Raw genomic sequence first — 14,383 nt, forward strand, 5'->3', positions numbered from 1 at the left:
ATATTTGAAACCCAATATAGTAGCATTGAATCCGAAACTACATACTATGTTCCATTAAATAAGACCTATGAGGTATGGGAACATAAAGTACGAAATCTTTCTAATAGAGAAAGAAAGATTTCTATTTTTGGATATGCAGAGTTTACTAATGAGTCAGACTATGAGCAGGATACAGTAAATCTCCAGTACTCCTTATTTGTATCTAAAACATATTTTAAGGATAATAAGATTATTCAAAGTATAAAGGAAAACTCAGATGAAGCTTGTAAGAGATTTTTTGGACTAGTAAATGCTCCTATTTCTTCTTATTCAGGTGATAAGAAGAGCTTTATTGGAAACTATAATTCTTATGGGAATCCTAAGGCCGTTGTAGAGGGTCAATGTGAAAATACTTTAAATTATAATTTAAATAGTTGTGGAGCATTGCATACACAACTAAAGCTAATGCCTGGAGAGGAAAGGAAAATTATATTTGTATTAGGACAAGATGATGAAATAAAAGCTGAAGAAATTCTCTCTTTTTATAAAGGGAAGGGAAATATAAATACATATCAAGAACTTGAGGAGTTAAAAGAATATTGGAAAGATAATCTTTCTGCCTTGAAAGTAAAAACTCCCGATAAAAACTTTGACCATATGGTAAATACTTGGAACCCATATCAATGTTTTTTGACTTTTATTTGGTCTAGAGCTGCTTCTTTTACTTATTGTGGTCATAGGAATGGATATGGATATAGGGATACTGTACAGGATATTCAGGGAGTTATTCATCTTCTACCTGAATTGGCAAAAAAACAATTAGTTTTTATGCTTTCTGCCCAAGTAAGCAATGGGGCGGGACTTCCCCTTGTTAAATATAACCATAATCCAGGGAAGGAGGATACTCCAGATGATTTTTCCTATGTAAAAGAAACTGGTCACCCATCATATAGGGCAGATGATGCTTTATGGTTATTTCCTACAATTAAAAAATATATTAATGAAACAGGAGATATTTCATTCTTAGATGAAATAGTAGCTTATGCTGATAAAGGCCATGACTCTGTCTATGAACACTTGAGGAAAGCCATAGAGTTCTCATTAAATAATTTAGGTAATAATGGTTTGCCTGTTGGCCTGTATGCAGATTGGAATGACTGCCTAAGATTAGGAGAAAAAGGAGAATCCACATTTGTTGCTATGCAATTGTATTATGGGTTAAATGTCATGGAGGAATTTGCAAATATCAAAAATGACTATATATATATTGAAGATATAGGTAAGATAAAAGTAGAATTAGGGAAAATCATTGATAGAGAATGTTTTGAAGGAGATAGATATATCAGAGGGATTACAGAAGACAATCTTAGGATTGGTTCCAAAGAAAATATAGAAGCTAGCTTATGGTTAAATCCACAAAGCTGGGCAATTATATCAGGATTAGCAGGTTTCAATCGCGGTAAATTAATTATGGATAATGTATTTATAAATCTTAGCACAGACTATGGAGCTAGGTTAATGGCACCTTCATTTAAAGACCAGGTATTTAAAGGGGCATTAGCTACTGTATACAATGGCTCAACCAAGGAAAATGGAAGCATATTTTTACAAACTCAAGGTTGGCTTATACTGGCTGAAACACTTATTGGTAATGGAAATAGAGCATATGAATACTACAAAAAAAGCTCTCCAGCTCATCAAAATCAACTAGCAGATATTAGGCAAATGGAACCATATGTATATGGGCAGTTTACAGAAAGTGTGGAAAGTCCATTTGAAGGCCGATCCCATCTTCATTGGCTTACTGGTACAGCTTCAACAGTAATGGTTGCATGTGTTGAAGGAATATTGGGTATAAGGCCAGATATACATGGAATTCGTATAGAGCCTACTATCCCTAATCATTGGGAAGAGATTGCTATAACAAAGATATTTAGGGGAAAGAAAATAAATATTAATATTTATAATAAAAATGGAAATCAATCTGGATACAAGGAAATTTACTTAAATGGAGTGAAATTAGATAACAATTATGTTCAAGTCAGCCAATTAAGACAAACTAATGATATAGAATATATAATGTAATGGAGGGGAGATTTATGGGAAGCATTACTCTAAAAAGTTTAAACAAAATTTATCCTGGTGGTGTGAAAGCTGTAAAGGATTTCAGCCTAGAGATTCAGGATAAAGAATTTATGGTGCTTGTAGGACCATCAGGATGTGGTAAGTCTACAGTTTTAAGGATGATTGCAGGTCTTGAAGAAATCACCTCTGGAGATTTATATATAAATGATCAATTGGTTAATGGTATAGCTCCTAAGGATAGAGATATAGCTATGGTTTTTCAAAATTATGCACTATATCCACATATGACCGTATATAAAAACTTAGCTTTTGCTCTTTCATTGAGGAAGCTGCCAAAAGAAGAGATAGATGTTAGGGTCCGTAAGACTGCAAAAATACTTGAACTTGAAGAATTATTGGAGAGAAAACCAAAAGCTTTATCAGGAGGTCAAAGACAAAGAGTGGCTTTAGGTCGTGCTATGGTTCGTGATCCACAAGCCTTTTTATTAGATGAACCCCTATCTAATTTGGATGCAAAATTAAGAGCATCTACAAGGACTGAAATAATAAAATTACACAATCAATTAGAGACTACATTTGTTTATGTAACCCATGATCAGGTGGAAGCAATGACTATGGCAGACAGAATTGTAGTAATGAAAGATGGTAAAATTCATCAAGTAGGAAATCCCCAAGAGCTATATGAAAGACCATATAATATATTTGTAGCTGGATTCATAGGGACACCACAAATGAATTTTATTGATGTGACATTAAATAAAGAGGATTCTAAGTATTATATTCAAATAGATGAAACAAAAATGTATATTAGTGAAGAAAGATTTGGGAAAACATTATTAGAGGAATATGTGGGACGGAATCTTGTATTAGGCATTAGGGCAGAGGATGTTATAGAATCTAGAAATGAGAGAAAAGATGCTCTTAAAGCTAAAATTGAGGTACAAGAGCATATGGGGTCTGAAGTATTAGTATATATAGATTATAAAGGACAAAAAATAGTTTCAAAGATTAGCTCAGATTTGGATTCTTCCCTGAGAAGTGAGAAAAATGTGGCCATAAGATTTAAGACAGAAAAGATTCAGTTGTTTGACAAAGATACAGAAGTATCCCTATTAGCTTTAAAGAAAGAAATTAATAAAGTTGAAATTAGTTAATTTGATTTTATGTGACATGTTTTACCTAGTCATTATAACCATTTAACTTTTATTAATAGGATCTGTAAGAATTAATACAGAGAAAAGGTAGAAAATCTACATAGTAATCAGGATATATTATTTTAAAATCTCCAAGGAAGATATCTTCTTTGGAGATTTTTCCCAAATATATCTTAATCAATCTAAGGCTTTATGTATAATATAGCCATTAAAGAGCTTGATAATATAATACTCAAAATAGAAGAGGAAAGATTTTATTGGATGAATGAACTTAATATTACTGTGGGGAAACATGAGCAAGCTATATTTATAGATTGAATTCTATTTAAATAAGTTTAGTTGTATACTGAATTATATAATGTTTTTAAAGGGATAGAGATTAAATCTTTAAAATAACACTCTCTATGTGTGGAATATTCTTGACATCATTCCGATATAGGTAGAAAATTACTATGAGGTGATAGAATGTCTTATATAAGCATAAAAGAGGCAAGTGAAAAATGGGGAATAAGTGATAGTAGAATACGACTGTTATGTCGTGAAGGTAGAATAGAGGGAGCGATTAAGATAGGCAGGAATTGGCAATTCCTTTCGATGCAGTAAAACCCATAGATGGAAGAGAAGCTATTAATAAAGAATACCTTGGTCTAGAATATGATTTTACTATTATTGATTTCCTAAAAGAAAAAATTGATGAACATAGGTTATTTTCAAAACGACTTGCAGGCTCTCTTCATGAAAAACTGCTTATTATTAAAAACAAAGATAGAGCAAGATACTATGAAGTTTTAGATATTGCGCACACAACAATGAATTATGAACCTTTCATAAAATTAGTAACAGAATATCTTATGGAATCTGAGAGGCTTTGGTTATCAGTATTGGATTAATAGTAGGGAAAGGGGATTCCACCAGGGGTTTGATTTTACACTTACTAACTAATTATTAAAAATAGATTTCATATTTTTTCCTACAGTTTTCAGCAGTTCTCTTGGTAACTTTTCTACTTCTTCACCAATTATTACTCCATGTGGTTCTTTATATCCTTCATTCCATACAAAATTAAATATCTTTTTATTTACTTGATTATCTTTTCCTATTTGAAATCCATATGCTTCCACATTCTTAGACAACAATTCCCCTACAGCTTTCTTTGCTGATCCTGGAAAATTAGATGCACCGTCTGTAACTTGAAAGACTATCTTTATTTGGTTCCCTTTTTTAAGCTCTCTTTCCTGTTTGGGCGTAATTCTATTGGATATTTCTTTTAGACAACTTCCATCATCAGTTGCTCCATCTGTTCCATCTAATCTTACAACAGAATGAATTATTTCACTTTTTTCCTTTTCCTGTAGGTTTTTATAATTAAATTCTTTAACGGTATAATATTTGCCCCCAAAAAACCAAGTTTCACTTAAAACTTCAATTTTCTGGTTCAACTGTTCTGCATTAATTTTTAAATATTTATTGAAATCATCTATTGATAATAGTGTTACTGCTAAAGCCTTCCTTGCTGCCTCAATTTTCCTAGAATCCATTGAGCCTGAATTATCTATAACAAAGGAAATCTCTATTTTTTCAGGCAATATATTTTTTTGAGATTCTAAAAGGTATCTATTAAAAATTGGAAGATTTTTATAGTTTTTCTTTTTCTCTGCTTCAATAAAGTTTGGATAAAAATTAATCAGATTATTTATATCCAGTTTACCCTTTACTTCATGGTCCTTTTTTACACTTATTTCTTTCTTAGCATCTCCTATTAACTTTTTCCAAAATTGACGCATTTCTTCTCTTTCTTTTTTCATCTTATTTGAATAAAATTGAAATAATTGTTGATCTCCTTGGCTAATTCCATAACATTCTAAATCCATTTTATTATTCATCATGTTTTCTATACTGGAAACCCTTTGGTCTTGAAGTTCTAACATTTCCTCTAAAATCCTTTCTATTTCTTCATAAGTAGATTCTAGAGATTCTTGTACTTCTTCTATATCATCTTGTTTAAAAGGATTATCCTCTGCTTCTATACTTTTCTCTTTACCTTCCTTTGATTTATAAAATATCATTTCATTAATTTCCTGTTCCCATAAGTCCTTAAAAATTGGAAATATAAAAGATTGAATAAATGGGTCTCTTTCCAGAATTCCTTGTTCATGATTTATCTGTCTAATTAACTGATAACGAACAAAGTCAAAGAAAGATTCATTGAAAACTTTCCTATGAAATGGATTCTCAGCACCTTCTTCAAATTCAGGTTCAGTTTTATATAATTCAATAATTAAAAAGCTGTTTATAAAAGCCCTATGTTTAGGCATATCTGAAATTCCTTCAACAGTCTCACCTATTTCTTTCATATAAGAAATAATTTTTTCAAAGTTTTCCTTATCCCTATATATGGGACATAACTCTAAAACCCTTAAAAAAGAAATATAACTATCCAAAGAATATAATAAATCAAGAACTTCTTTTTTTACATAATTTAAAATAATCTTAGGCTCATATGCAGAATCTTTTTCTAGTCCCTCTTTTTTTATTCTATTTAGAATATAATTTGTCATACTGTCAATTTCTTTCTGCCAATATTTTTCCCTATTTAAATACATTCTAGTTTGTTTTCTCCAATCAGGGTATAAGGCTAACTCATAATAGATATGCCACATTATTTGATTTTCGTCTAGATTTTTATCTAAAAATCTAGACAAAGGCAAATATAAAATTCCTTTGGAATACTCCAATCTAAATCTCTCTAACTTTTCATCAGAAATATATCTTAGACTAGAATCTTTTGTAAATGTAGCCAGTGAACGTTGTTGTTTTTGTAAAAATTCTTCGCAATGTCTTTTAGATTCCTCAATTAAAGCTTGTTCATCAAACATAGTTTACCTCCTATTGGTATAAGGCCATATTCCATAAATCCTGAGGGGTATGAATTCTGTCAATATACAAAAGATTTAATTCACCTTCTATATCTATAAGCAGATATTTTGAAATATTCAATTTAAATATATTTGTAAAGAATATATCCTTTATGGTTGCCTCTTCATTTAAATGCCAACTCCCGAAATTTTCCTCAAATAAGTATATAATCCCATCCTCACTTAAAACTACAGAAGTACCTTTTACAGATTGAAGGTCAAATAAATTGCCTTTTAAGTCATAACTTTCTAAAATTGTATCTTCATATAAATCAAATATTTTACATTGTCCTTTGTTTCCAATTACTATAATAGATTTCTTATTACCTTTTTCATCCTCTAGACAATTGATTTTTCTTATTATATTATGGAATATATAAGTTTCCCCTAGGATTCTAAGTTGACCATCTTCATATTTAATAAAATATATTATTCCATCTTTTGTTCCAACTACAAAATAGTTCTTACCTATTTTCTCCATGGCAGTCCAGTTTGGAATAATACAAGATATATTTGTATGAACATTTAAAAAATATTCACCATTTTCCTTCATTATTTCAAATAAAGTTAATGTATTCTTTTTATTCTCTGTTATAAATAAAGTATCTCCAATCTCTAATGTTATCCCAAATCCTTTAAAATCAGAATCTATTTGAATTCTTTTAACTTTAATCTCTTCATTAATATCTGGTAATTTATCAAAATCATCACTTAAAATTATAGAATATCCTCTTTTTGCACCTAAAAGCAAGATTTCTTTATGATTTAGTTTATATATAAATGAAATTTTTTCTTTTATTTCCTTTATGGGGGGACTCCATTCTACCACTATTTCCTTTTCTTCAGATAAATTTTTTGGAATATCTGTATAAAAAAATTGAATTTTGCTATTTATACTATTAGTAATAAAAAGATTTTTATTGATTCTTAAGATACTTTGTGGCAAACCATGGGAAGTAAAAGACCCTAATTCTTTCATAGGAAACACCTTCATAGAGGTTTTTTTGACATCATCGACATAAGTTCGGTAATATGGGATTAAATCTATTAGTAGGTTTTTTTCAATTTGTAATAGTTTATCTAATTTATCTTCAAAATCATCGTCTAAGATTCCCGTCTCCTTACATTTCTCCAGCTTTGTTCTTAAATCTTTAACTTTATTCTTAAAGTATTCTCCATCTATAGATAAATTTACTTTCATTCTTTCTCTCCATTATTCTCTAAATATTCTAGTAGATTCTTTGTATGTTCTAAATGAAATAGTTGCCGGTCTAATTCTTGATATTTTTTTACATCAATCTGTCTTAAATTATCTGTATTCTCTTTAAAGCTTTCTATTAACTCTTCTGGTAAAGTCGTCCTAACAGGTCCTTTTCCATATATAAGGTGGATTACATCTAAATAGCTGAAGGTTTCTATTTTAGGACGAATATAGTTGTATGGGCGAGTACGAATTTCTTCATAGGTAGTTATGCCTTCTCCTATGGCTTTTGTTTTCACATTCCATCCTTCATTTACAGGAAAAAATCCAAAACGAACTGCTTGTGATAGAATATAGTTTTGATCATCGGCATAAGTAATTGAACTTATAAATCCATCCCATAAAGCTTTGCTTAAATCTTTTTCTTCTCCTTGGTTCCAGTTGTCTAAAACATGCAAAATATTACGAACAGACAATACTGATTCTCTTAGCTCTAAATCTTCTATTCCAGAATCACTTTGATCTTCATGATCCTTCCATTTACCTATAAAAACATTTTGTGTGACTTTACATAGTTGAGAAAATCTAAATAATTCTTCTAATGTTATTTTAGGATTGGGAATATGAATACTCCCATTTTTATCAGCTAATCCTATAATTATCACTCTGAAAAGCTGGTTTGTTTCTGGAAATTCTTGATTTTCTAAAGATCCAATTACATTTTGGGGCATATAATTGTATTCAATAGTTATAAACCGTGACTTAAAAGCCGGATTTAATTCATTTGTTCCCTCATAATTAACCATCTGAGTTGATAAATTTCCTGTACCTATAAATGCAAATCCATGTTTAATTGCTACTGGGCCAACTCCTGCAATATAAGCTGTACTTCCTGCATGACGCTGTAATATATCATTTAATCCGATTAAGTTTTGCATTGCAATTGTATTTAATTCGTCTACTATTACAGTACGTCCTTCCTTTACTGCGATTAAAATTTCTCTTTCTATTTTTCTGACTTCAGTACCAAAGGCACTATTACTTGCCACCAATAAATCAGAAAAACTTTTCCATATCTGAATTTTAAGCTGTAATTGCTCTTCGTCAGTCATCTTATCTAATTTTTCCTTATGCTTATCCATCCATTCGTAAAAATCTTCTATAATTATATTTAGATAATCTGTAAAAGATCTTTGAGAAAAACTATGTGTAAGAGATAAGGTTTTTTCTACAAACATATCTTCGTGGGTTAAATTATGAGAGCCAGATATAAATAATGGCTGTAAGGATTCTATTTCCTCTTTACTCCCATTTGTTAGAATATTTTTGTAATAATATCTTTTTTCCTTATTGAATTCTTTAAACTTCTCAATAGCATCTTTTTCTGTCGCATTTGGATTTAGAGAAAACCAATTCTCCATTTTAGCCTCTAATTCACTTTGTATCTTATTTTCAATAGTAAAATCCAAAGCTGCTTCAGTTGCTAATTGCGTTTTCCCACTTCCCAAATGCCCCACAATATATACAGGAGTTCCTAGATTCAAAGATTCCATTACTTTTTGTTTTGCTTTGGCTACATATGGAACATTTATTAAACGCTGTTGTTGTTTATCTTCTATATCTCTTATTAATTGATTTTTATAATAATACTCTAACCCTTCTGGAGAAGTACCTAATATATTTTCTAACTCTTCCTCTAATTTTTTTATTGAATCAACTCGATACCTTGTAGCTGAATTACTTCCATAGTGACTAGAATCATTTTTTTCTCTATTTACTCTCCTTTCCCAGCGGAGAAAGAACTTTTCATATTCAATTAAATTTTCAATTTCCTGTATTTTCCTTGCCTTATTCTCCATCTCTTCTTCTATATATTTGTTATATTTTTCATAATAGACATTGTCTTTTCTAGGATCAAAAAGAACTTTATTATCTATTTCTTCCACTTTTCTAAATGTTTTAAAGAAAAATCCTTCTTCTTCTATTTTTTTATTATTTTCATATTCCCATAATCTTAAAGCTTCGTTTCGCAAGTCTTCTTCCCGCCAATTTTCCAATTCCTCTATGGTAGGAATATAATCCTTTTTAAAACCTTTCTCTTTGTTCACAAAATATCCTCCTTAGCAGAAAATATAAATTAAAATCCCGATTTGGTAAAACGGGATTTTAATCATATTATTTAATCCTAGAAAATATTAAATAATATTATATTCTTTCAATATCTTTTCAATTTCTGTTCCAGCTACTTGTTTTTCAATTTTACGTTTCATTAGTGGTGTCAAGTCTATTTCTGGTTTTTCTCCGTCCAATAAACATACACCTGCATTTAACAAATAGCGGATATCATATCTAGAAGCATATACCTCAGGAACTCCTTTTTCAACTCCAGTCAATACATATACTGCTTCCATAGCTGTACGTCCTGAGTATTCAATAGTAAATACAGTATCACGTCCTGGATCATCCAATGTTTCAGCAAATTGTCCAAGAAAGGCAAAGTTTACTGCATTCTTTGGTACAACATAAGGACGATCTCCAAATTCACGGGGCATAAACTGGGATGTGATAAATGGCATCATAACTGGAACTGCAGTACAGCTTTCTGCTAATTCTTCTATTTTATCTGTAGGAACCCCTATATGATATAACCATTCTTTTGTAATTTCCTTTCCAGTACAATCCCTCATAGGTTTTTTAATGTAATCTCCAGGAACATCAGTGAATAAACCATATACCCAAACAACAACATCTTTTTTAGGTTGCCCATAGTATTGTTCTTGCCGGTTTATGGTCCAACTCATCAACCAGGAAGAGTCAACTGCTGTAACTATGCCACCAGTTACAGTGCGTCCAGTATATGGGGAACGTTTTGTAATCTTTTCAATATATTCAGGGACACGTTCATCATGACAAGTTACTGTACAAGACTCCCAATTAGATTTTTCTGGATCTGTACAGAATTTATCTGGATGCCCGAAATCATCTGATTGGGCCGCTATATTCTTCCATAGATTCCAACACCCTCCTAGTTCCTTATTAAATGGAGCTGAAGTATTATCATCACCATATCCAGAACCTTCTGTCATCGACCCATTGGTGATAAATACCAAATCATTTTCTGTTAAATCAATAGAGATATCTTTTCCATTTTTATCTTTTGCTACTATTTTTTTAGCAACTTTTTTATCCTCTGAAATTAAGAATTCTACATTATCAACAGTAATTCCATATTCAAATTTAACACCATGGTCTTCTAAATATTTAACCATCGGTTTTACAAATGAAGTATATTGATCATGACGTGAGAATTGTAGTGCGGAGAGATCTGGTAACCCATCAACATGATGGATGAAACGATTCATATATAATTTCATCTCTAAAGCACTATGCCAGTTTTCAAAAGCAAACATTGTTCTCCATATTGTCCAGAAGTCAGTATTTAGAAGTTCTTCAGAAAAAACACCTTCAATAGATTTATTTTGAAGTTCTTCGTCTGTCATCATTGTAAAAGCAGCTAATTCTTTAGCTAAATCTTGACCTAAATTGAATTTTCCATTGTCATAGCGTTCTCCTTGATTATGCGTAATACGACAATTGCTATAATTTGGGTCATCATAGTTTGTATAATAAAAATAATCTAGCACAGTCATATTAGGATCTTCTGTGGATGGTAATGAACTAAACAAATCCCATAAAACTTCAAAATGATGTCCCTGTTCACGTCCACCACGTGCCACATAACCTACATTTTGGCGAACTTGAGCATCCAAGGATCCTCCAGGAATATCTAATTGCTCTAAAAAAGTAATCTTACTTCCATCCATATGAGCATCACGAATTAAAAAACAACCAGCAGCCAATGCTCCAATTCCTGTACCAATTAAATAAGCTTTTTTATCTTCTATTCCTTTAGGTTTTCTTGCATTTACTAAAGAATGATAATTTCCATTTGTAAGTTTAAGTCTATCATCATATGTCTTTAACTTCATCGCATCTCCCTCTTTCTTGTTTTTTGGTATTCGTTTAAATCACAATATTATATTTAGGTTTTCTTTCATACACTCTATTAACATGCCAATATAGTGTAATAAATATACTCTTCCTTAAATTTTTGAATACTTATTTTTTGTAAAGTTTAGATAGATATACTAAATAGAACAATTAAATTTCGAATAATGATATAATAAAAATATAAATATTTTGAAGGAATTTAAATGGCTAAAGACTATGAGAAACGAATTGCAGAAATAGCTAAGCTTATATTATTTAGACAAGAATGCATTTTAATAGAACTTTGGGCCAGGTTTCCTACGTTTCTGTTTTTGGATAAAATAATAATTAACGATGGGGAAACTTTAGAATTAACTAGCTTTGATATTAGCTTTTATGCTATATCATATGATTTATATGGAATAAATAAAACAAAATGGATTATAAGGCTGTTTTGATTTAAACTTGATCTAGAAAGTATGGTGATATTGTGAATGAAAAGACTTATGAAAAAATAACAAGACCAATATATGATCATTTACATGGTGTGAAAATTCTTAAAACAGTTAATAATATTATTACTAGATTTGTATATAGTATATATCCAATTGTTCTTATTATACTAGCATTAAATCGTGACATAAGATTTTGGAGGGTATTACTTACTCCAGGAATTTCTTTCGTTATCGTAAGTGTGTTTAGAAATTATCTTAATGCTCCACGTCCTTATGAAGTATTGGATATTATCCCAATTATAAATAAAGATACTAAGGGAAAGTCATTTCCTTCTCGACATGTATTTTCTATTTTTATAATTGCAATGGCTTTTTATTATATTTCAGTGCCCATGGGGCTTGTCTTAATGTTTTTAGGTATAGTATTAGGAGTGACGAGAGTACTAGGCGGTGTACACTTTCCTAAGGATGTAATCGCTGGAGCTATTATTGGTATTCTCTGTGGCATATTTGGTTTTTTTATAATTTAATATTATTGAAACTTTACTTAAATTTTATTTTTATTTATAGGTTTAAATTACCTTAATTTTTTTAATATATAAACAGATACTAATAAAGATACAATATGAAAATTTAAGAAGGAAATGATTAATAATGAAGACTAATATAGATAAAAAGGTAAATATGGGATGGAATTTTGATAACAGCTATGTTCATCTACCTGAAAAATTTTATAGTAAGGAGAATCCAACTCCTGTACGCTCACCAAAGTTAATTATTTTTAACAGCACTCTAGCAAAGTCTCTAGGGCTAGACATCCATGAATTACAGAGCAATGATGGAGTATCAGTACTTGCCGGCAATAGCATTCCTAAAGGGGCTTTACCCATTGCACAGGCTTATGCGGGGCATCAATTTGGGCATTTTACAATGCTAGGTGACGGTCGAGTTTTGCTGATCGGTGAGCAGATTACTCCCAGGGGTAAGCGATTTGATGTTCAACTAAAAGGTTCCGGTAGAACACCATATTCACGAGGGGGAGATGGTAGAGCCACCTTAGGACCAATGCTTAGGGAATACATTATTAGCGAGGCAATGAATGGACTTGGTATTCCTACAACTCGAAGTTTGGCAGTTGTAACAACAGGAGAAAGTGTAATTCGTGAAGCAGTCCTACCTGGTGCCGTATTGACTAGGATAGCATCAAGTCATATTAGAGTTGGTACATTTCAATATATTTCAGTATATGGGAATCTTGAGGAATTACAGTTATTAGCTGAATATACATTAAAAAGACATTTTCCAGATGTTGCATCAGCTGAAAATAGATATCATCTATTACTTAAGGAAGTTATTAAAAGGCAAGCTGAATTAATTGCCAAATGGCAACTTGTTGGATTTATTCATGGTGTAATGAACACTGATAATATGACAATTAGTGGCGAATCTATTGACTTTGGGCCTTGTGCATTTATGGATACTTATGATCCAGCAACAGTATTTAGCTCAATTGACCACTATGGTCGTTATGCTTATGGTAATCAGCCACAAATTGCAGCATGGAATCTTTCTAGATTTGCAGAGACATTGTTGCCACTTATTCATCATAATAAGAATGAGGCATTGAAAATAGTTAATGAAGAGATTACAGATTTTTCTAAGATATACCACTATTTTTGGCTTAATGGAATGAGAGCAAAATTAGGGATGTATAATGAAGAATTAGAGGATAAATCTATTATTATGGAATTGCTTAGTATTATGCAGAAATATAATGCAGATTTTACTAATACTTTTAGAGCTTTAACTATTGATGAATTGTGTGACATGGAATTATTTGATACTAACGAATTTGCTCACTGGAAAGAGAAATGGCAGTCAAGGCTAAATAGGCAGCAAGAGTCGAAAGAAGAATCAAAACAGTTGATGAGAGACAACAATCCTGCTATAATTCCTCGTAATCATAGAGTAGAGCAAGTGTTGGAAGTGGCAGTAAAACAGGGAGACTATAGGGCAATAGAAAAATTTCTTAATGTTCTTTCTGATCCTTATGCATATTCTGATGAACAGGAAGAATATTCTACACTACCTCCTCCATCTACACGACCTTACAGAACATTTTGTGGGACTTAATAAAATTGTATAAAATAGCAATATATAAAATGGGCAGTTAAAACTGCTCTTTTTTTAATAAGAAGATAATATATCGTTAAATAATGCTATCGAATTTAGTAAAAACATAAGATAGCATTTTTTATATTTCTTATTGACATATTAACTAAGTAACTTTATAATAAAAAGTAACTTTAAAAAGAAAAGTGACTAAAATAAGTAAGGTTATTTATATATTGTAAATAAGGAGGTTTTAAAGCTTATGGAACATATGAATATATTTGTAGTATTTTTAGAAGGAATACTTTCACTATTTTCACCCTGTGTGCTATCTATTTTACCCATATACTTAGCTATATTATCAGGTAGTAGTGTGCAGAACTTAAAGGATGGGGAAGTAAAATTAAAAGATAGTCCATTAGTTAGAAATACAGTTCTGTTTGTATTAGGAATATCTACAACTTTCTTTATACTAGGCTCTTCAGTAAGAGT

12 protein-coding genes are annotated in these 14,383 nt (G+C 30.8%); 8 read left to right on the plus strand and 4 right to left on the minus strand.

The features are described from left to right. From VK071_11850 to VK071_11865, 4 genes are all read left to right on the plus strand, one after another. A partial coding sequence (locus VK071_11850) for a hypothetical protein (protein ID HLR36005.1) occupies positions 1-2,064 on the plus strand: 2,064 nt, incomplete at its 5' end. A 14-nt stretch (positions 2,065-2,078) separates the two neighbouring features. After that, a complete protein-coding gene (ugpC, locus tag VK071_11855; GenBank protein ID HLR36006.1) occupies positions 2,079-3,218 on the plus strand; it encodes a sn-glycerol-3-phosphate ABC transporter ATP-binding protein UgpC in 1,140 nt (379 codons plus the stop codon). 465 nt (positions 3,219-3,683) lie between these two features. Continuing rightward, positions 3,684-3,821: a helix-turn-helix domain-containing protein gene (locus VK071_11860; protein ID HLR36007.1), complete on the plus strand. Its 138-nt coding sequence runs from the start codon at positions 3,684-3,686 to the stop codon at positions 3,819-3,821. Next, positions 3,797-4,108 carry a hypothetical protein gene (locus VK071_11865; GenBank protein HLR36008.1) on the plus strand — a complete coding sequence of 104 codons (312 nt, stop codon included), beginning with the start codon at positions 3,797-3,799 and terminating at the stop codon, positions 4,106-4,108. Before VK071_11860 ends, VK071_11865 begins: the two co-directional genes overlap by 25 nt. Positions 4,109-4,156: 48 nt before the next feature. On the opposite strand, the gene VK071_11870 is transcribed toward VK071_11865, so the two are convergent. From VK071_11870 to VK071_11885, 4 genes are all read right to left on the minus strand, one after another. Beyond that, positions 4,157-6,094 (minus strand): vWA domain-containing protein, encoded by a 1,938-nt coding sequence (locus VK071_11870; GenBank protein ID HLR36009.1) that lies wholly within the window; start codon positions 6,092-6,094, stop codon positions 4,157-4,159. A gap of 10 nt (positions 6,095-6,104) precedes the next feature. Continuing rightward, positions 6,105-7,334, minus strand: a complete 1,230-nt coding sequence (locus VK071_11875) for a hypothetical protein (GenBank protein ID HLR36010.1) — start codon at positions 7,332-7,334, stop codon at positions 6,105-6,107. Then, positions 7,331-9,442: a hypothetical protein gene (locus tag VK071_11880; protein HLR36011.1), complete on the minus strand. Its 2,112-nt coding sequence runs from the start codon at positions 9,440-9,442 to the stop codon at positions 7,331-7,333. The genes VK071_11875 and VK071_11880 overlap by 4 nt, the downstream gene beginning before the upstream one ends. Positions 9,443-9,529: 87 nt before the next feature. After that, positions 9,530-11,323, minus strand: a complete 1,794-nt coding sequence (locus tag VK071_11885) for an oleate hydratase (GenBank protein ID HLR36012.1) — start codon at positions 11,321-11,323, stop codon at positions 9,530-9,532. Between the two features lie 225 nt (positions 11,324-11,548). Between VK071_11885 and VK071_11890 the strand changes: the two genes are divergently transcribed. The 4 genes from VK071_11890 to VK071_11905 all read left to right on the plus strand — a co-directional run. After that, positions 11,549-11,782, plus strand: a complete 234-nt coding sequence (locus VK071_11890; GenBank protein ID HLR36013.1) for a hypothetical protein — start codon at positions 11,549-11,551, stop codon at positions 11,780-11,782. A gap of 32 nt (positions 11,783-11,814) precedes the next feature. After that, the gene (locus VK071_11895; protein ID HLR36014.1) at positions 11,815-12,309 is read left to right on the plus strand and encodes a phosphatase PAP2 family protein; all 495 of its coding nucleotides are present in this window, start codon (positions 11,815-11,817) and stop codon (positions 12,307-12,309) included. A gap of 124 nt (positions 12,310-12,433) precedes the next feature. Continuing rightward, a complete protein-coding gene (locus VK071_11900; GenBank protein ID HLR36015.1) occupies positions 12,434-13,912 on the plus strand; it encodes a YdiU family protein in 1,479 nt (492 codons plus the stop codon). Positions 13,913-14,153: 241 nt separating this feature from the next. Continuing rightward, a partial coding sequence (locus VK071_11905) for a cytochrome c biogenesis protein CcdA (GenBank protein ID HLR36016.1) occupies positions 14,154-14,383 on the plus strand: 230 nt, incomplete at its 3' end.

The organism is Tissierellales bacterium, assembly GCA_035301805.1.
Classification (GTDB): domain Bacteria; phylum Bacillota; class Clostridia; order Tissierellales; family DATGTQ01; genus DATGTQ01.

Bases quoted from the DNA above. Each gene is read 5' to 3' on its own strand.
- VK071_11870 (HLR36009.1), bottom strand. From the start codon at position 6,094: ATGTTTGATGAACAAGCTTTAATTGAGGAATCTAAAAGACATTGCGAA.
- VK071_11900 (HLR36015.1), top strand. From the start codon at position 12,434: ATGAAGACTAATATAGATAAAAAGGTAAATATGGGATGGAATTTTGAT.
- VK071_11890 (HLR36013.1), top strand. From the start codon at position 11,549: ATGGCTAAAGACTATGAGAAACGAATTGCAGAAATAGCTAAGCTTATA.
- VK071_11860 (HLR36007.1), top strand. From the start codon at position 3,684: ATGTCTTATATAAGCATAAAAGAGGCAAGTGAAAAATGGGGAATAAGT.
- VK071_11875 (HLR36010.1), bottom strand. From the start codon at position 7,334: ATGAAAGTAAATTTATCTATAGATGGAGAATACTTTAAGAATAAAGTT.
- ugpC (HLR36006.1), top strand. From the start codon at position 2,079: ATGGGAAGCATTACTCTAAAAAGTTTAAACAAAATTTATCCTGGTGGT.
- VK071_11885 (HLR36012.1), bottom strand. From the start codon at position 11,323: ATGAAGTTAAAGACATATGATGATAGACTTAAACTTACAAATGGAAAT.